Origin of the sequence: Novosphingobium olei (assembly GCF_012927405.1) — a bacterium.
Classification (GTDB): Bacteria; Pseudomonadota; Alphaproteobacteria; order Sphingomonadales; family Sphingomonadaceae; genus Novosphingobium; species Novosphingobium olei.
Genome location: NZ_JABBGM010000002.1, coordinates 560,917 through 579,668, shown reverse-complemented (window position 1 = coordinate 579,668; position 18,752 = coordinate 560,917). Strand labels below are relative to the sequence as shown.

The following is an 18,752-nucleotide window of genomic DNA, read 5'->3' as shown; positions in this document are numbered from 1 at the left end:
CAGCGGCATACGCTCCCCCTCCGCCCGCCGCAGCCAGTTCAGGTCAGAAGGTCACGCCCACGCGGGCATAGTAGAACCCGCCGCTCAGGCCGAACGGCGCGAAGCTGCCGTAAGCGCCCGAGCCGTCCGTCGCCGCAATGAGTCCATTGCGATCGGGATAGGTGTCGAACAGGTTGTTGGCCCCGACCGACACTGTGACGTGGTCGGACAGGTTGTAGCCGACTTCAAGATCGGCGATCCACTTGGCGCCGAACGTGCGGTCGCTGGCGGCGGTCGAACTGGATTCGGTGTATTTGCCGTAGCGCGTGGCGCGGGCCAGGATCCGCGCCTTACCCAGATCCCAGTTCACGGTCAGCACGACCTTGCTCTTGGGCACCGCGACCAGCAGGTCGCGCTGGACCTGCCGCCCGAACAGGACGACGTTGAGCGCCGAAAGCTGGGCCGGATTGTCGATCACCTTCAGGATCTTGGTGTCGAAGTAGCTCCACGCCGCGTTAAGGCGGACGGTGCCGAGGCCACCCGTGCGCAGGGTATATTCGCCGACGACATCAACGCCGCGCGTGCGGGTGTCGATGGCGTTGGTGAAGAACTGCGCGCTATCCACATTGGCAACGCCATTGGCCACGAGGATCGCCTTGATCGCCGAACCGCCGTTGCTGGAGGTGCCGAGGAAGTCGGTCTTCACAATGCGATCATCGATGCGGATCTGGTAGCCATCGACCGTCAGGCGCACCGGACCCCGTTCGAACGTCAGGCCGGCGGTGAAGTTGAGCGACTTTTCCGGCTTCAGCGGCTGCGCGCCAAGCGCCAGCGCCGCCGCGCTGTTGACCGGCAGGAACTTGGACGTGGTCAGCACGCGTTCGTTGCCGACGACCGTGACGGTGTTCTGCGTGGTCGAAAATGCGGTCTGGGCTAGGCTCGGAGCGCGGAAGCCCGTGTTCACGCCGCCACGCAGCGCCAGCCCCTTGGCCAGTTCGAAGCGGGTCGACACCTTGCCGCTGAAAGTGTTGCCGGCGCTGTCGGTGTAATGTTCGAAGCGCCCGGCGACGCCGATGAACCAGGCCGGCACGATCTTGGTCGAAAGATCGATATAGGCGGCAATATTCCCGCGCGAGATCGAGGAAGCATCGGCCGGCGAAGTGCCGGTGAACGAGACAAGGCCCGGCGATGGCGACTTGCCGCCATAGAGGTTGCCGAACGGAGTGCCGTCCTTGGGCACGACATAGCCGCCGTCACGGTAGCTGTCAGGCTCGCCGGCGATGTTCTGGAACTTTTCCCAGCGCTGTTCGACGCCGACCGCGACTTCCAGCGGCGCGGCAAGGCCGACGTCATAGGTGCGCGACAGGTCGAGATTGTTGACCCACAGCGTCTGGATCTGCTTGCCCATGAAGAAGCTGGTCGGGCTCGTTGGCCCGATTGAGGGGTTCAACGTGTTTTCGGCACCGAGCTTGACGTTGTCCCGCCCGAAGCTGGTCGAAAGATCGGCATCCCAGCCGCCGAGCTGTGCCTTCAGCCCCCACGTCGTCTGGAAGTCCCATTCCCAGATGCGGCGATAGGCCTGGAAGCCCGAGGGATAGATCTGCGGCAATGCGCCGATGCTCGTTGCCGGAACATAGGCGCCGCGCGCATCCTTGATGTTGCGATAGGACAGCGTCGAGAACGTGTAGCCCTTCAGCGTATCGGAGAACGGCAGTTCGGCGTTGACGCTGGAGTTGACGATCTTGTCGCGGTTCGAACGGCCATAGCCGCCTGCGATCACGTGGTCGACGCTGGCCTCGCGCGGGTCGGGCTGGCCGTTCACCAGCGGGAACACGCGGGCGATCGGGTCGGCCGAGCTGTCGGCGCGATCGTGGAACTTGCCCTCCACCGCGAACCGCAGGAAGCCGCCATCGCCCAGCCGCGTGCCATAGCCGAGCGACTGCTGGATCAGCGCGCCCCCCTTTTCATAGAGCTGGCCCGCCGTGGTGGTGAATTCGCCACCTTCGGGGCTGGAATCGAGGATGAGGTTGATCACGCCCGAGATCGCGTCCGAACCGTATTGCGCCGCCGCGCCATCGCGCAGCACTTCGATCCGGCCGACCGCGTTGGTGGGGATGAGGTCGATATCGACCGGGGTCGAACCGCCAGAAACGCGCGAGAGGTTGTTGATCAGCGACGTGGTGTGCCGCCGCTTGCCGTTGACGAGAACCAGCAGGTAGTCGCCCGAAAGACCGCGAATCGAGATCGGTCGCACGCTGGCCGAAGTACCGCCCCCGCCCAGCGCCGGCATGGTCAGCGACGGAATGATGTTGCCGAGGATTTCCTTGAGGCCGGTCCGCCCGGTGGCCTTCAGTTCAGCGGGCGTGATCACGTCGATCGGCACCGGGCTGTCGGCCACGGTGCGTGGGCTGGCACCGCGCACGCCGGTGACGATGATGGCATCGCTGCCGACGTCGCCTGCGGCTGAGGCGTCGGCGGCGGCATCGGGCGCCGACGCCACCGGCGGCGCTTCCTCTGCCGCGCGGGCTTGCGAGCACAGCAGCGTCGACGCGAGCAGCGCCGAGACGAAAACACGTTGCATTGATGGACTCCCCGAACAGGATTTCGTTGTTCGGATCGACCCTGCCGGGGTTAACTCTACTCTTCCAATTGAGTTAACTCGTCCGGTTATTGGTATTCGTCATGCGGTCAGACCGGCGCGAATGCATCCTTGATCGGGCGTGGCGAAACAAACTCGCCCGCGTTGCGGAAGGTGTCGAGAATGACCTGCTGCTGCGCGATCAGCGGCGCGTCGATCGGCACGCGCAGCCGGCTGTTGAGCCGCACGGTTGCCGTCGCCACCGGCAGGGGAAGTCCGGTTTCGGCAGACAGGATCTTGGCATAATCGGCTCCATGATCGTTCGACCAGGCCAGAGCCTTGGCTTCGCGCGCCAGGAAATCGGCGAGGATCGCCCGCTTCTGCGCCACGGCAGAAGCACTGGCGACATCGAAGGCCACGCCTTGCGAGAACTGGCGCCCGTCAACCACGATGCGCGCGCCTTCGGCCAGCGCCGCCGCGGTATAGGGCACCCAGGTCGACCAGCCTTCGATCGCGCCGGTCTGCAGCGCCGCCTTGGAATCGCTCGGGCTGAGGAACGTCAGCTTCACCGCATCCGGTTTCAGGCCCGCTTCGGCCAGCGCCCGCAGCACCAGGTAGTGGCCAATGCTGCCGCGCGTGGTGGCAATGCGCTTGCCGGCAAGGTCGCGGATCGACCGCGCGGGCGAGGTCTTGCCGACGATGACCGCCAGCGCGCCCGGTTCGCGCGAGGTGGCCTTCATCGCGGCAACGGCGCGAGCCGGGCTGCCGCTCTGGTAGGCGAACTGGAACGGCCCGTCGCCGACAAGCCCGACATCGACCGCATCGCTGCCGATCGCTTCGAGCAGGTTCTGCGCCGCGGGGAAGTCGGACCATTCGATCTTGTACGGGGCTCCATCAAGCGCGCCAGAGGCGAGCATCAGCGCCTTGGTCCCGCCCTTCTGGCTGCCCACGCGCAACGTCGAGGCGCCTCCCCCGCCCTTGCCGCACGCGGCAAGAGCGAGAAAGGCGCCGGACGTCAGGATGGCATGACGTCGGGACAGCATTGTCAGAGGTCACCCCACAGTGGTTCGTCGGCAATCAGGATGCGGTGCAGCTCACGCGGGAAATTGCCGTAGTTGCGCACGGCATAGTGCACCGCCGCGCGGTTGTCCCAGAACGCCACCGAGTTCGGGCGCCAGCTGAAGCGGACCTGCAGTTCGGGGCGCTTGTACTGGCGCAGGATCTCGTCGAGCAGCGCCTTGCTTTCGGCGAGTTCGACCCCGAGAATCTGCGGTTGCTGCGAGAAGTTGACCCACAGGATCTTCTGCCCGGTTTCGCGGTGCGTGCGCACGATCGGATGCGCCACGATCGGATATTCATGGCCCACGGCCTTCAACGCGCCGAGGAAGTTGTGCGTTACGTGCAGCCCTTCGAGCCGCGCCTTGAGATCGTCGGACAGCGCCTCGTAGGCAAGGTTGGCATCGACCCAGATCGTGTCGCCGCCCACCGCGGGCAGGGTGATGTCGCGCAGCACCGCGCCCCAGGTCGGCACGAGCCGCCAGCTGGTATCGGTGTGGTAGGCATCGCCCGAATCCAGCACCGCCTTGAAGCGTTCGCCATATTCGCGATCGTCCACCGCCGCGATCGAGTGGACCGGCGGCAGGTTATCCTGACGCTTGGTGGTGGGGTGGGTGTAGAGCGGGCCGAACTGGCCGGCGAAGGCGGCGTGCTGCTCGTTGGTGAGCGGCTGGTCGCGGAAGAAGATGACCTTGTACTTGAGCACGGCGGCGCGGATCGCCGCGCGCTGGGCATCGTTGATCGGCTTCGAAATGTCGATGCCGAAAATCTCGGCGCCGATGGTCGGCTGCAGGCGGCGTATTTCCAGGCCGCTGATGGAGGTGTCGATTGCGGTCGTTGCCATTGGTCTCTCTCCTCTTGCGAAATCAGGCGGCGCTGCGCTGCAGGCGCGCGGCGGTGTTGCGATTGACCGGAACGTCGAGGCCGAGCGTCTCGCGGAAGGTCGCACCGGGGTACTCGGTCTTGTAGATCCCGCGCTGCTGCAGGATCGGCACGACCTGATCGACGAACACATCGAGCTGGCCGGGCAGGCTTTCGAACAGGTTGAACCCGTCGGACCCACGCTCGTTCAGCCAGGTCTCGAAGCGATCGGCGATCTGTTCGGGCGTGCCGACGAAGTTTCCGCGCGGGGTGGCATGGCGCAGCGCGATTTCGCGCAAGGTGAGCCCTTCGTCGGCGAGCGCGAGGACGCGCGCGGACTGGCTCTGGTTCGACTTGTGGCCTTCCGCGGCGACTTCGCGCGGAAACGGACCATCGGGATCGTAGACGCTGAAGTTGTGATCGTTGAACCCGCGCCCCAGCGAGCGCAGCGCGTTCTCGAGATTGCCGAGCGAGGCCAGCTCGCGGTACTTCGCCTCGGCCTCCGCCTCGGTCGATCCGATCACCGGCCGCGCGCCGGGCACGATGAACAGCTTCTCGGGATCGCGCCCGAAGCCCTTTGCGCGGGCCTTGAGATCGGCGTAGAACGCTTGGCCCTCGGCAAGGCTGTCCGCGTGGGTGAAGATCGCCTCGGCGTGCTTGGCCGCGAAATTGCGACCGTCTTCCGACGATCCCGCCTGGAAGATCACCGGCTGCCCTTGGGCACTGCGCGAGATGTTGAGCGGCCCCTTGACCTTGAGGAACTCGCCCTTGTGGTTGAGCTCGTGCAGCTTGTCGGGATCGAGGAACTGGCCGGTTGCCTTGTCGCGGACCAGCGCATCGTCCTCCCAGCTGTCCCACAGCCCCTTCACCACGTCGAGGTACTCCTCGGCGAGGCGGTAGCGCACGTCGTGGGCGAAGTGTTCGTCGCGGCCATAGTTGGCGGCGCTGCCTTCGAGCCAGCTGGTCACCACGTTCCAGCCGGCGCGGCCGCCGCTGATGTGGTCGAGCGAAGCGAACTGGCGAGCCAGATTGTAGGGTTCGATGTACGAAACCGTCGCCGTGCCGACCAGGCCGATGTGGTCGGTCACCGCCGCCAGCGCCGACAGGATCGTCAGCGGCTCGAAGCGGTTTAGGTAGTGCGGGCTGGAGCGCGCGTTGATCGAAACGCTGTCGGCCACGAACAGGTAGTCGAACTTGCCCCGCTCGGCCACTTGCGCCTGTCGCTTGTAGAACGACAGGCTGGTGCTGGCATCGACTTGCGCATCGGGATGGCGCCAATCGTCCCAGCCGGGGCCGACGCCGTGAAGAATGAAGCCGAGCCGCAGCTGGCGCTTGATGGACATGGGTGCCTCCTGATTCCGTTGGAAAAAGGGTGCACCCGCCACCTGCCGCCAGCCATCGCGGAAGGCTGATAGCAGTTCAAGTAATGCTCAAGCCGCGATCGGTTCGCCTTCGTCGAGCGCGTTGTAGCGATCGAGATCGAGGATGCCTTCGCGCCGGGCGACGATTACCGGCACGAGGATCTGGCCTGCGACGTTGACCGCGGTGCGGCCCATGTCGAGGATCGGGTCGATCGCGAGCAGCAGGCCCACGCCTTCGAGCGGCAAGCCCAGCGTCGAAAGCGTCAGCGTCAGCATCACGGTGGCGCCGGTGACGCCGGCAGTGGCGGCGGAGCCCAGCACCGACACGAGCACGATCAGCAGGTAGTCGGTCGCCACCAGCGGCACGTGGAAGAACTGCGCCACGAAGATGGCCGAAAGCGCGGGGTAGACCGCCGCGCAGCCGTCCATCTTGGTAGTGGAGGCAACCGGCACCGCGAAGGCGGCATAGGCGGGCGCGACACCAAGCCGGTCGGTCGTCACCGCTTCGGCCACCGGCAGCGCCGCCATCGACGAGCGCGAGACGAACGCCAGCTCGATCGCCGGCCACGCCTTGCGGAAATAGGCGAGCGGGCTGAGGCCATGTGCCTTCAGCAGGATCGGATAGACGACGAAGAGCACGAGGCCGAGCCCGACGTAGAGCGCGATCGCGTATTGCGCGATGCTGGACAGCGTGTCCCAGCCGTACTTGACCACGGCATTGCCGATCAGCCCCGCGCTGCCGATCGGGGCGAGCCGGACGACCCAGTTGAGCAGCTTGCGCACCACGGCAAGGAGCGTGTTCGCGCCTTTGAGAAATGCATCGCCCGCCTCGCCCGTGCGCAGCGCGGCAAAGCCGAGCGCCAGGCCGATGACCACCAGTTGCAGCACGTTGAAGCTGATGCTGGTCTTGGCACTGTCCCCGTCGATCTCGGTGCTGGCGGCAAGGCCGAGAAAGTTCGACGGGATCAGCCCCTTCAGGAAATCGAGCCAGCTGCCCACCGTATGCGGCTTTTCAGCAGCGGCTGCGGACACCGCCGTGTTGACCCCCGGCTGGAACACAAGCCCCAGCGCGATGCCGATCGACACCGCGATCAGCGCGGTGATCGCGAACCACAGCACGGTCTGGCCGGCCAGTCGCGCCGCGTTGTTGAGATCGCGCAGGCGTCCGATCGAGGCAATGATCGCGGTGAGCACCAGCGGCGGCACAAGTGCCTTGAGCAGCTGCACGAAGCTCGACCCCACGAGGTTCAGCGTGACGGCCAGCGCGTTGGGCTGATCGGGACCAACCGGGCCGAGCTTGCGTGCGACCAGCCCCAGAGCGAGGCCGACGGCCATGCCGATCAGGACGTTGCGGCCGAAGTGACTCTTGGAACGGGGGACGGCGGGTTCGGTCATGGTCTGCTCTGGCTGGAGGTGGTCGGGCACGAGTGCAGTGCCTTTCGGAAATGCAGCGGCCGGCCCATACGCCTATCGACGTAGAGCCGGCCGGTTCCCCGAAAATCTGCGGGGTGTGTCAGGTGTCGAAGCCGGGAAGCGTGCGGGCCACCTTGCGCAGGACCGCTTCCCAGACGAGCTGGTCGTGCGGCTTGCGCCCTTCGCTCGCAGCGGCGGCGGCGGGCCGTTGGGCGATCTGGCGCAGCGCCTCGTCCTGCGCTTCCTGCGGAGCGATCAGCACATGGTCACGCCCGCCGGCCAACGCCGCGACCTGCGCCGAACACGCTTCCTCAAGCTGGTAGATACCGCTCCAGGCTTCACCCGCCGTGCGGCCCAATGCCAGCGTGCCGTGATTGCGCAGCAGCATCAGCTTCTTGTCGCCAAGGTCTGCCTGCAGCCGCTCGCGCTCGTCGAGGTTGAGCGCCACGCCTTCGTAGTCATGATAGGCAAGGCGCGGAATGATGTAGAGCGCGCGCTGCGTCAGCGGCAGCAGTCCTTCGGCGTGCGCCGACGCGCCCATGCCGTCCCGCGTGTGGAAATGCGCGATCCAGTGGGCATCTTCGCGCGCGGCGTGAATGGCCGAATGGATGACGTAGCCGGCGTAGTTGATGCCGTATTCGCTGTGCCCAATCACGTTCCCGTCGAGATCGACCTTGACCAGGCTCGAGGCCGTGATTTCATCGAAGGTCAGCCCGAACGGGTTGATCAGGAAGTGGTGATCGGGCCCCGGCACGCGCGCCGAGATGTGGGTGTAGAGGAAATCGTCGTAATCGTGGATCGCGGCGATGCGATAGAACGCGGCGAGGTCGACGCGGGTCTGCCATTCGGCATCGGTGATGCCTTCGGGGCGGACATCGTCGGCGCCGGAGCGCGGGCGTTCGAGAATGGTGGCCATCTTTGCGTTCTCCCTCAGCTTGCCAGCGCGACGGGGCGCGCATCGCGTTCGGCAACCTTGGCCTTGACCAGTGGCAGCAGGTGCTCGCCATAGGCGATCGCATCAGCCAGCGGATCGAAGCCGCGGATCAGGAAGTGGTCGATGCCGATGTCGTAGTATTCGAGCATCCCTTGCGCGACTTGCTCGGGAGTGCCGACGAGGCCGGTGGAATTGCCCTGCGCGCCGGTAAGCGCGGCGACACCCGTCCACAGGCGGCCATCGCGGCGGTTGGCACTGGCGGTTTCGAGCAGGCGCAGCGAGCCCGCATTGGCCGGCCGGTGGCCGCTGACCGGAAGGCCGGCGGCTTCACGCGCGGCGCGAACCTGATCCTCGATCTCGGCCGCCTTCTTCCACGCCGCTTCCTCGGTATCGGCGATCACCGGGCGCAGCGACAGCGAGAAGCCGGGCGAGCGGCCATAGCGCGCCGCCGACTGGCGGACCTGCCGCAGCGAATCCCCGACCTGCTCCAGCGTTTCGCCCCACAGCGCGTAGACGTCGGCATGGCGCCCGGCGACGTCGATCGCCTCGGGCGAGGAGCCGCCGAAGAACACCGGAAGGTTGTCCGGCTTGATCGCGCTGAAGCCCTGGCGCACTTCATAGAAGCGGCCCTTGTGGTCGAACGGGCGCGCCGCCGACCATTCCTGCTTCACGATGTCGAGATATTCGTCGGTACGGGCGTATCGCTGGGCCTTGTCCGGGCCGACATCGCCATCGCGCGCCATTTCCTCGTCAGCGCCGCCGGTGATGATGTGCACGGCAACGCGCCCGCCCGAAAGCTGGTCGAGCGTCGCCAGCTGGCGCGCGGCCAGCGTCGGCTGGGTGAAACCGGGCCGGTGCGCGACGAGGAAGCCCAGCGTGTCGGTGATCGCGGCGGCGTGCGCGGCAACGATCTGGCTTTCGGGCGAGCTCGATCCGAACGGGATCAGCACGCGGTCGAAGCCGCCCTTTTCCTGCGCGCGCGCCGCTGCATCGACATAGTCGCGGTCGAGCACGCGGCTGCGCTGGCCGGCGTGGATTTCCGAGGTGTTGTTGAAGCCGATATAGCCGATGAACTTGACGGGCATGGAATGACCCTTCCTGAAGCGGTGAAAATCAGATGACGTAGAAGCCGTGCGTGCCATCGCGGCGGAGCTGTTCGACAAGGCCGAACTCCCAGTCGAGATAGGCCTGCATCGCGGCGGCGGCGTTGTCGGTGCCCTCGTAGGGGCGCTTGTAGCGGCCCTCGGGCCCGCGCGGGCTCGGCGCGCCATCGCTGTCGGTTTCGAGCGCGACGCCTTGCGGCCATTCGACCACAAAGACTTCCCAGCCGAGCTGGGCGAGCCACGAGGCGGTCATGTCGGCGCGCGGGCCGAGATCGTCGGCCAGCACGATGCGCGCGCCGCGCACCGGGGCGAAATGGTCGGTCTCCTGAACGAGCTGCCCGCCCTGCGCGTTGCGGAAGCCGGGCAGGTGGCCGGCGGCAAAGTCTTCGGGAAGGCGCACGTCGTAGAGGTACAGCGTGCGCGCCGTGTCCTGGCGCAGGTGCTCGAGCTCATCCCAGCGAATGCGGCGAACGCCGGCGCGGTAGGCGACTTCGCGCGCCTTCTCGCGGGCTTCGGCCACGAACGGGCTCGGGGGCGCAGGCGCCCGACGCTGCTGCCCGGTCTCAAGTTCCTGCCCGGCAAGCGTCCATCCGATGGTGCCATTGCGCAGCGCGAAAATCCGGTTGGGCAGCCCCGCATTGACCAGCGACTGCGCACCGATGATCGAACGCGTGCGCCCGGCGCAGTTGACGATGATCGTCGTGTCCGGATCGGGCGCCACCGCGCGGGCGCGCAGCACCAGTTCGGCACCGGGGGTGCTGACACCGCCCGGGATGCTCATCGTGGCATATTCCTCGAACCGCCGCGCATCGAGGATGGCGATATCCGCCTTCTCGTCGATCAGCGCCTGCACGTCGTTGGCCGGCAGCGAAGGCGTGTGTCGGCGATGCTCGACCAGCTCGCCGAACGCCTTGGAGTAGCTGTTGACGTCCTCGAACAGCTCGTACCCCGCATCGCGCCAGCCCGAAAGTCCGCCTTCAAGCGCATCGACCTGCGTGAAGCCGAGCGCGCGGAGCTGCTCGATCGCCGGGCCGACGAGGCCTTCGCCCCCAAGGCCTTCGCTATCGTCGTAGACCACGATGCGCGTGTCGGCGCGCGGGATGCGCCAGCGCGCTTCCGCCTCGATCCGGCGCAGCGGGATCTGCGCGGCGAACAGCGGGTGGCCGCGCGCGAATTCGGCTTCCTCGCGCAAGTCGATCAGCGCGATTTCCTCACGCGCCAGCAGGGCGCTGCGGATATCCTGGGGCCGGACGGTCATGCGCGCACCGACCGGTCCCACAGGTTGGGAAGTTCCGTGTTGGCGTAGCCCGAAACGAAGCGCTTGGCCCGCCCGTCGAGATCGTAGGTCGCGCGCTCGATCGCGCCGATGTTGCCTCCATAGACGTGGATCGAGATCGAGGCATGCCGCGTCTCGGCGTTCGAGACGCGGTGGATGTCGCCGATGCGTGGGCTCACCGCCTCGACTTCGCCTTCGTGCAGCACGTCGGTGCCGGCGTGCTTCAGGCTGCCGTCGGGGTTGCGAACGAAGCGTTCCGAGCGCTCGCTGCCGCGCAGCACGCCGACGAGGCCCCAAGTGCGGTGGTCATGGATCGGCGTGCCCTGCCCCGGCCCCCAGACGAAGGAAACCACGCTGAAGCGCTCGCGTGCGTCGCAGTGGAGCAGGTACTGGCGATAGCGATCGGGATCGGGCTGGGCGTAGGCTTCGGGCAGCCAGTCGTCCTGGTTGACCAGCCGCGCGAGCAGCTTGGCCCCGCTTTCCAGGATCTCGCGTTCGCCACGGGTGCTGTCGATCAGCTCGGCAAGATTAGTGACGAACCCGCGCAGGCGGGCGAGCCCGGCGCCGGGCAGGACCGGCGGTGCGACCAGCGCGTTCACTGGTGACCTCCCGCCGGGAACGGGATCACGGCGTCGCTGGGCGCGGAGCCTTCGAGGATCCGCAGGAACTTCTCGCGGTAGGGCCGGGCAAGCTCGCCCCGCTCGCCGCGCGGGATGGCGATGCGGTCCTGCGCGCAGATCCGCCCGGCATCGAGCACCAGGATGCGGTCGGCGAGCGCCACCGCCTCGTCCACGTCGTGCGTCACCATTAGCACTGCCGGCCTGTGCGCGCGCCACAAGTCGAGCACGAGGCGGTGCATCTTGATCCGGGTCAGCGCATCGAGCGCAGCGAAAGGTTCATCGAGCAGCAGCAGCTTGGGCTCGCGCACCAGCGCGCGGGCCAGCGCGACGCGCTGCGCCTCGCCGCCCGACAGCGTCAGCGGCCAGGCATCGACGCGGTGGGCAAGACCCACTTCGTCGAGCGCGGACAGCGCGCGATCCTTGATATCGCCGCCGCGAAGGCCGAGCGCCACGTTGCGCCATACCTTCTTCCACGGCAGCAGACGCGCGTCCTGGAACACCACCGCGCGCGAATTGGGCACGGTCACGTCCTGGTCCTCGGCGCTGTCGAGCCCGGCGAGCGTGCGCAGCAGCGTGGTCTTGCCCGAGCCCGAGCGGCCCAGCAGCGCGACGAATTCGCCGGGCGCGATGTCGAGGTTGAGGTCCGACAGGATCGTGTTGTCGCCAAAGCGGCGGGTGAAGTGCCGCAGCCTGACGACCGGCGGCTCATCGCCGGCGGGCGGGACGATCGGGGCTTCGAGGAAATTGAGGCGGGCGTCCATGGGTGGTTCTCCGCGTGGGGGAAATCGGGGGGAAATCAGGCTTTGACGAGGCTGGGCCGCCAGACGAGCGCGCGGTTCTCGATCGTGCGGACGATCCAGTCCGCAGCGAGGCCGAGCACGGCGTAGACCATCAGGCAGACCACGATGATGTCGGTGCGCATGAAGTCGCGCGCATTGTTGATCAGGTAGCCAAGGCCGGCCGAGGCGTTGATCTGTTCGGCAACGACGAGCACCAGGATCGAGATCGACAGCGAATAGCGCAGGCCCACCAGCAGCGACGGCAGCGAGCCCGGCAGGATCACGTGCCACACCTGCTCCGCCCGCGTCAGGCCGAAGCTGCGCGCGCCTTCCAGCAGGCGCAGGTCCACCCCGCGGATGCCGCTGTAGAGGTTGAGATAGACCGGGAACATCGAGGCGAACGCGATCAGCGCGATCTTGGGCGTTTCGCCGATGCCGAACCAGACGATGAACAGCGGCGTCAGCGCGAGCGTGGGGATCGTGCGCTTGATCTGCATCAGCGGATCGATCGCCGCTTCGCCCTTGCGCGACAGGCCGGCAACGAGCGCAAGCACGATGCCCAGCGTCACGCCGATGGCGAGCCCCGACAGCACCCGGCCGAACGACACGGCAAGATTGCTGGGCAGTTCGCCCGAGGTCAGCATGCCCAGCAGGGTTTCCGCAACGGCCGACGGTGCCGCCAGCGTGCGTTCGGGAATGAGCCCGAGGCGCGAGCCCGCTTCCCACACGGCCAGGAGGGCGAGCGGACTGAACCAGCGACTCTGCGCGAGCTTTTGAAGGACGGACATGGGACGGTCGAGACTCTTGCCGGGATGACGGGTCCCGGAAAATCCCGCTTAAACTCTACCAAGGCAATTGAGTATTGAGCGGGACGTATCAGCAATCCTCATGGAACCGGCAAAATTGCGCATTTTCGCCGCCAAAGCGTGCGGCAATCGCGGCCAGCGCCAAATCGGCTCTTGCCATTGCGTGCATTAAACTCTACTATTTTGATTGATAATCAGCGTCACCCCACGAAGGCGCTGCATGGATCGGCGGACCACCGCAATCCCTCCCCCCTCTCCAGTTCCCGAAGGCCCTTAGCCATGCCGGTCAATCTGCCGACCAATCTCCTGCGCTCGTTCGTTGCGATCGTCGACACTGGCTCCATGCTCAATGCATCGGAGAAGGTCTTCGTCACCCAGTCGGCGCTCAGCCTTCAGATCAAGCGGCTGGAGGAGCTGCTGCAGCAGACGCTGTTCCACCGCGACGGGCGGCGCCTGACTCTCACCCCGGCGGGCGAGCTGATGCTCGATTACGCGCGCAAGGTGCTGACTCTGCACGATGAAGCCGTGGCCGCGGTCGCCGCCGGGCAGTTCAGCGGCCCCGCGCGGATCGGCATGGTGCAGGACTTTGCCGAAATGCTGCTGTCGGGCCTGCTGGCCCAGTTCGCCGAACTGCACCCCGATGCGCAGATCTATTCCCGCATCGCCGGCACGGCCGAACTGGTCGGCCTGCTCGAGCGGCGCCAGCTCGACATCGCGCTGGGCTTTGCGGCGCCCAACGATCCGGCCGCGGTGACCCACGCGCCGATGGCCTGGTACGGCGACCCCGTGCTCGCTGCTCGCGATACGATCCCGCTCGCCGTCCTCGAACAGCCCTGCCGCTTCCGCGAGGCGGCGATCCGTGCGCTGGAGGATTCGGGCCGGCGCTTCCGCATCACCGTGGAAACGCCCAACCTGACCACGCTGCGCGCCGCCGTGCAGGCCGGGCTCGGCATTACCTGCCGCACCCACCTGTTCCTGCGCGATGCTCCGATCGAGGATGCGGGGTTGCCCGAACTGCCCTCGGTTTCGTGCATCCTGCAAACCGCCAACGCACTCGACGCCGCCACGCAACGGCTGGCCGATCTGACCCGCGAAACCGTCGAAAGCCTTGGCCAGGCGGCCTGAGCGCCGCCGAGCATATCAGCAACACTCAAGGAGAACGGGCTCGTTCTCGTTTTTCCGGCGTGCGCCGCCGTCCTAGCTCCATCCGTCCGGATCAAGCGAAAGGATCACACGGATGAGCACGAAGTCTCTCGCGGCGCGTTTTGCCGAACTCCAGGCAGAGCGCGAGCGGACCTGGTCGAAGGAACAGCTCGAAAAGAATGCCGCGCAGCGCCGCATCCTCGTGGAGCGCTTCGATCCGGCCAGCCGCCCGAAAGCCGGGGACAGGCTCGCCCCCTTCACGCTGGTCGATGCCGACGGCGGCACGATCGAGAGCACCGCGCTGCTGGCGAACGGCCCGGCGGTGCTCGTGTTCTTCCGCTTCGGCGGGTGCCCGGCCTGCAACATCGCGCTGCCCTATTACAACGAGACGATCGCCCCCGCGCTCGCCGATGCCGGCATCCCGCTGCTCGCCGTCAGCGCGCAGATCCCGGTGGACAAGGGCCCGACCGAACGCCACGGCCTGACCTTCCCGACCTATGGCGATCCCGGCTACGCGCTTGGCCGCCAGCTCAAGCTGACCTTCCTGCCCGAAGACCAGCCGGCGGTGCAGCCCGGCCAGCCGTGGATCGGCGCAACGCTGGGGACCGACAGCTACGAGATCACCGAGCCTGCCGTGGTCATCATCGAAAGCGACCACACCATCCGCTTCATCGATGCCAGCCCCGACTGGCTGGCGCGCAGCGAAGCCGATGCCGTGCTGGCGCATCTGCCCGAAGTCGGCGTGGAGACCTCACAGGCCGCCTGATCCGCGATACCGGGCGGGGATCAGTATCCCCGCTCGGGCAGCACGATGTCGCTCGGCTTCTGTCCAGCGGCAAAGCGGGTGAGATCGCCCATGATCTTCGCCACCAGCTTGCCCCGGGCCAGCGTGTAGTTCGACGAGATGTGGGGTGTCAGCCGCACATTCGCATGGGTGTAGAGCACATGGCCTTCGGGCAACGGTTCAGGCTCGGTCACATCGAGCGTGGCAAAGGCCAGCCGACCTGAATCGAGCGCCCGCACCAGCGCCTCCTGATCGACCACCGACCCGCGCGCCACATTGATGAGATGCGCCCCGGGTTTGGCCCGCGCAAACAGCGCATCGTCGAACAGGTGGCGCGTTTCGGGCGTAGCCGGCACCGCGACGACGATATGGTCCGCATCGCGCACCACGTCGGCCACATGGTCGCGCAGTTCCACCCCGATCACGCCCAGCGCGGCCTCGCGGCTGCGCCGCACGGCCAGAACGCGCGCGCCCAGCGCCGTGGCGCGACGCGCCACCGCGCGGCCGATCGCGCCGAATCCGACGATGCCGACCGTGCTGCCATTGACCTGTCCGAGCGCGCGATAGCGCCACTGCGTGGGTGAGGTGACCGCCGCTTCGGCGAGGTCCTTGGCCTGGCGATAGATTGCCGCGATCACGTAGTCGGCAATTTCCTCGGACGCGGTGCCGCGCGCGCAGGAAACGATCGGCGCATCGAGCAGCCAGGGCGGATAGAAGTCGATCCCGACCGAAGCACTGCACACCCAGCGCAGCCGGCCCGGCCACAGATCCGGCTGCTCCTCGCCGCGCGCCTCGCGCCACACCGGCGTTGGCCGCACCACCAGCACGTCGGCCTCGCGCGCGGCGCGCCAGGGTTCATCCTCGGGCACGGCGATGATCTTCGGGCGCGATGGATGGCGCGCGAGTTCCTCGTTGATCGCGGGTTCGAGCTGGCTTGCAACGACAAGGCTCATCGACCTGCCCCCTGCGCCAGCCCGGCCCCCCGCGCCAGCCCGGCCCCCCGCGCCAGCCCGGCCCCCCGCGCCAGCCCGGCCTTGCCCGCGGCCACCAGCACCGTGTCGGCCTGCGGCGAATGGATCCGGCTGCACAGCACGTCGCGGTAATGGCGTTCGAGCGAGTTGCGCCGGCTGATGCCCGGATTGCCGGTCAGTTCGAGCCCGATCTCCACCGCGCGGATCGCATTGGCGTTGGCGATATGCTTGATCAGGTTCGCATCGGTCGCCGGCGGTACGTCACCCGCATCGGCCCGCCTTGCCGCCTGTTCGATCAGCACGCGATTGGACAGCAGCAGCGCTTCGATCTCGCCGAACTTTTCCTGCACGCGCGGCAGCGTGGCGAGCGAGGCGCCCAGATTGCTCGGCACGCGATCGTTGAGATACCCCGCCAGCCAGTCGCGCGCGGCACGGGCGACGCCGTCATAGATCGTCGCGATGGCGAGCGCGTTCCACAGCCCGGCGCGGTTGTCGTCGCCCGGACGCGGCGCCCATTCCTCGGGCGCGCGCAAGTCCACGGCGAACTCGGCTGGCGTGGGCGTATCGTCGAACACCACCCGGTGGCTGACCGTCGCACGCATGCCGAGGTGGTCCCATTCGGGCTCGATCGCGATGCGCTCGCTGTCCGGCCGGACCAGGAACGTGCCGAGGCGCGGCGGCTGCTCGTCGGTCTTCGCCCAGACCGCAAACCAGTCGAGCCCGGTCGATCCGGTCGAATAGATCTTCTCGCCGGTGATCGCCCAGCCGGTGTCGGTGCGGCGGGCCGTCGTTTTGGGCAGGCCGCCGCGCACCGGAGTGCCAAGCTCGGGCTCGACGCGGAAGGTGCCGATCAGCCCCCTGCCCGCCGCCGCTTCGTGCGCCAGCCGCTCGTACAGCCTGCGGTTCCAGCGCGCGTTCTTGTCGGGCGCGGCGTGAAAGGCATAGGTCATGAACAGGATCAGCGCGGTCGATGGCTCGCCCTTGGCCACCGCGCCCAGCACCCGCAGCGCATCGACAAAGCCCGCGCCGCCGCCGCCCAGGGCTTCGTCCACGGTCAATCCGATCAGCCCGCGGCTTGCCAGGATGTCGAACGCCTCGCGCGGGAAGCGGGGATGGCGGTCGTAGTCTTCGGCAAGCGCGGCCAGTCCCGCGCTCAACCGGGCCAGCGCCTCGTCGGATAGATCGGGATGGACGGCTTTCGCCGCAACCGGCTGGGTGGCCATGGATCAGGTTTCCTTGAGAACGGGATTGAAGCGCGCGTCCCACAGCGGGCGCACGTCGACCTTGCGCGGGATGAGCCCGGCGCTCGAAAAGACATCGGCAACCTGCTGCTGCGAGGCTATGGCCTTGTCATCGACCGGGCGCAGCTCGAACGAGGCGCTCTTGCGGCGGAACTGGTCGCGCACCTGCTCAACCGGAACGCCGATGCTGGCGGCAACCACTTCGGCCCAGGGGTCCTGGTTCGCCGCCGCCCAGGCATAGCCCTTGCGGACCAGCGCCAGGTAGCGCGCGATCCAGTCGTGCCGCACCGGATCCTCGATCGCATCCTTGTGCGCGGCGATGATGTAGTTGCCCGAAAGGAAGCCCAGCGCGGTCGACAGGATGCGCGCACCGTCGTGCGCCATGGCGCGCTGGATGGGAAAGCCATAGATCGCCCACGCATCCAGCCCGCCCTGACCGAAGGCGGCCGCGCCGTCGGCCACCGTCATGGCGATTGGCGTGATGTCCGCCCAGGTCAGCCCCACGGATTCGAGCATGCGGATGAGGAAATACTGCGTCGTCGTCGCGCGGACATAGCCGACGCGCTTGCCCTTGAGATCGCGCAGCGAGGCGATCGTCGAACCCTTGGGCACCAGCACCGCCTGGTTGTTGACGTCCCCGTGGTACACCCCGATCTGGCGGAAGCTCTGCACCGAAGAGGCGGCGGCGAACACCGGCGGGATCTCGCTCATGCCGCCGAAGTCGACCGCGCCCGAATTGAACGCCTCAACCACCAGGTGGCCGGATTCGAACTCCGACCAGGCCAGCGGAATGTCGGGTGTGATGCCCGCCGCCTTGAACAGCAGGCGGTTGTCGCTTTCGCCCTTGCCGGTGATGGCGATGCGCAGCGCGCTCGCCTTGGCGGATTCGCGCGCGCAACCGGCCAGCAGCGCCGCGCCGACGATCGCGCCGGAGCCGGCCAGGACGGAGCGGCGGGTCAGCGCGGAAGGAGATCTGGGCAGGGTCATGACCGAAAAATGCTTTGCAGACAGGAGCAAAAATCAAACTCAAGTTTATCGGTAGACTAATCCCGCAACAATCAAGTATCGCTCGATGGTCGAATGAGCGATCCTTGATTGGCGGACCGCGATCATGCCGCTTAGCCAAGGCCCGCTTTCCTCTCCCAGGAGCCTCTATGACCCGTACGACCGACTTGCCTGTCCTGCCCCAGTTCCTCGACCGATGGTCGCCGCGCTCGTTCGATTCGAGCGAGATTTCCGAGCAGGATCTGCTCACCCTGTTCGACGGCGCGCGCTGGGCGCCCTCGGCCTTCAACTGGCAGCCCTGGCGCTTCGTCTGGGCCCGCCGCGGCGATGCGAACTGGGCCACGCTGGTCGACCTGCTGCTGCCGTTCAACGCCGGCTGGGCCCAGAACGCCAGTGCGCTCGTCTTCCTGCTGTCGGACCGCGAGATCGTCGCCCCCGGCACCACCGAAGCCAAGCCCGCCACGACGGCCAGCTTCGATGCCGGCGCGGCGTGGGCCTTCCTGGCGCTGCAGGCGCACGAGCTCGGCCTTGCCACGCATGCCATGGCCGGCTTCGATCACGAACGCGCGCCCGCCGCGCTGGGCGCCGGTGAGCGTTTCAAGGTGGAAGCCGCCATCGCGATCGGCCGTCGCGGCCCCGCCTCGGCCCTGCCCGAGGCGCTTCAGGCGCGCGAAGCGCCGAGCCCCCGCCGCGCGATCGACGAATTCGCGTTCGCCGGCAAGCTGCCGGGCTGACACCGTCCGGCTCAGCCTCCTATCGACTGCAATCCCCGGATGGCGGCTGGTCCAGCACCAGCCGCCATTCTTCGTATCAGGTCAGTCGGTCGGGCGCGCATCCGTCCG

At 67.3% G+C, this 18,752-nt stretch carries 17 protein-coding genes; 3 read left to right on the top strand and 14 right to left on the bottom strand.

The genetic code is table 11. The features are described 5' to 3' along the window. Positions 1–43 precede the first annotated feature (43 nt). The 11 genes from HHL27_RS06805 to HHL27_RS06755 all read right to left on the bottom strand — a co-directional run bounded on the left by HHL27_RS06805 (position 44) and on the right by HHL27_RS06755 (position 12,748). The gene (locus tag HHL27_RS06805) at positions 44–2,560 is read right to left on the bottom strand and encodes a TonB-dependent receptor plug domain-containing protein (protein WP_169492613.1); all 2,517 of its coding nucleotides are present in this window, start codon (positions 2,558–2,560) and stop codon (positions 44–46) included. A 107-nt stretch (positions 2,561–2,667) separates the two neighbouring features. Beyond that, the gene (locus HHL27_RS06800) at positions 2,668–3,600 is read right to left on the bottom strand and encodes an ABC transporter substrate-binding protein (protein WP_169492612.1); all 933 of its coding nucleotides are present in this window, start codon (positions 3,598–3,600) and stop codon (positions 2,668–2,670) included. Between the two features lie 2 nt (positions 3,601–3,602). Next, the gene (locus HHL27_RS06795; RefSeq protein WP_169492611.1) at positions 3,603–4,457 is read right to left on the bottom strand and encodes a TauD/TfdA dioxygenase family protein; all 855 of its coding nucleotides are present in this window, start codon (positions 4,455–4,457) and stop codon (positions 3,603–3,605) included. A 22-nt stretch (positions 4,458–4,479) separates the two neighbouring features. Next, positions 4,480–5,817, bottom strand: a complete 1,338-nt coding sequence (locus tag HHL27_RS06790; RefSeq protein WP_169492610.1) for an LLM class flavin-dependent oxidoreductase — start codon at positions 5,815–5,817, stop codon at positions 4,480–4,482. 87 nt (positions 5,818–5,904) lie between these two features. Next, the gene (locus HHL27_RS06785) at positions 5,905–7,230 is read right to left on the bottom strand and encodes a dicarboxylate/amino acid:cation symporter (protein WP_169492609.1); all 1,326 of its coding nucleotides are present in this window, start codon (positions 7,228–7,230) and stop codon (positions 5,905–5,907) included. Between the two features lie 118 nt (positions 7,231–7,348). Beyond that, a complete protein-coding gene (locus tag HHL27_RS06780) occupies positions 7,349–8,164 on the bottom strand; it encodes a class II aldolase/adducin family protein (RefSeq protein ID WP_169492608.1) in 816 nt (271 codons plus the stop codon). Positions 8,165–8,178: 14 nt separating this feature from the next. Then, positions 8,179–9,267, bottom strand: a complete 1,089-nt coding sequence (locus tag HHL27_RS06775) for an LLM class flavin-dependent oxidoreductase (RefSeq protein WP_169492607.1) — start codon at positions 9,265–9,267, stop codon at positions 8,179–8,181. Positions 9,268–9,295: 28 nt separating this feature from the next. Then, the gene (locus HHL27_RS06770; protein WP_169492606.1) at positions 9,296–10,543 is read right to left on the bottom strand and encodes a rhodanese-like domain-containing protein; all 1,248 of its coding nucleotides are present in this window, start codon (positions 10,541–10,543) and stop codon (positions 9,296–9,298) included. Continuing rightward, positions 10,540–11,160, bottom strand: coding sequence for a cysteine dioxygenase (locus HHL27_RS06765; protein ID WP_169492605.1), 621 nt, complete (start codon positions 11,158–11,160; stop codon positions 10,540–10,542). The genes HHL27_RS06770 and HHL27_RS06765 overlap by 4 nt, the downstream gene beginning before the upstream one ends. Next, on the bottom strand, positions 11,157–11,942 hold the full coding sequence (locus HHL27_RS06760; protein ID WP_169492604.1) for an ABC transporter ATP-binding protein: 786 nt from the start codon (positions 11,940–11,942) through the stop codon (positions 11,157–11,159). The genes HHL27_RS06765 and HHL27_RS06760 overlap by 4 nt, the downstream gene beginning before the upstream one ends. 35 nt (positions 11,943–11,977) lie before the next feature. After that, on the bottom strand, positions 11,978–12,748 hold the full coding sequence (locus tag HHL27_RS06755; RefSeq protein WP_169492603.1) for an ABC transporter permease: 771 nt from the start codon (positions 12,746–12,748) through the stop codon (positions 11,978–11,980). Positions 12,749–13,045: 297 nt separating this feature from the next. Between HHL27_RS06755 and HHL27_RS06750 the strand changes: the two genes are divergently transcribed. Both HHL27_RS06750 and HHL27_RS06745 read left to right on the top strand, forming a co-directional pair. Continuing rightward, positions 13,046–13,891, top strand: coding sequence for a LysR substrate-binding domain-containing protein (locus HHL27_RS06750; protein WP_169492602.1), 846 nt, complete (start codon positions 13,046–13,048; stop codon positions 13,889–13,891). 112 nt (positions 13,892–14,003) lie between these two features. Further along, complete coding sequence (locus tag HHL27_RS06745) at positions 14,004–14,675, top strand: peroxiredoxin-like family protein (RefSeq protein ID WP_169492601.1); 672 nt, start codon at positions 14,004–14,006, stop codon at positions 14,673–14,675. A 20-nt stretch (positions 14,676–14,695) separates the two neighbouring features. Here the strand turns inward: HHL27_RS06745 and HHL27_RS06740 are convergent, their stop codons facing one another. The 3 genes from HHL27_RS06740 to HHL27_RS06730 are packed head-to-tail and all read right to left on the bottom strand — an operon-like array spanning position 14,696 to position 17,892. Then, positions 14,696–15,646 (bottom strand): D-isomer specific 2-hydroxyacid dehydrogenase family protein, encoded by a 951-nt coding sequence (locus HHL27_RS06740; RefSeq protein WP_169492600.1) that lies wholly within the window; start codon positions 15,644–15,646, stop codon positions 14,696–14,698. Next, complete coding sequence (locus HHL27_RS06735; protein ID WP_169492599.1) at positions 15,643–16,887, bottom strand: acyl-CoA dehydrogenase family protein; 1,245 nt, start codon at positions 16,885–16,887, stop codon at positions 15,643–15,645. Before HHL27_RS06735 ends, HHL27_RS06740 begins: the two co-directional genes overlap by 4 nt. A gap of 3 nt (positions 16,888–16,890) precedes the next feature. Continuing rightward, entirely contained in the window at positions 16,891–17,892 is a 1,002-nt protein-coding gene (locus HHL27_RS06730; protein WP_169492598.1) for an ABC transporter substrate-binding protein, read from the bottom strand. Between the two features lie 167 nt (positions 17,893–18,059). On the opposite strand from HHL27_RS06730, the gene HHL27_RS06725 reads away from it, so the two are divergent. Beyond that, positions 18,060–18,644, top strand: coding sequence for a nitroreductase family protein (locus HHL27_RS06725; RefSeq protein ID WP_169492597.1), 585 nt, complete (start codon positions 18,060–18,062; stop codon positions 18,642–18,644). The last annotated feature ends 108 nt before the right edge of the window (positions 18,645–18,752 follow it).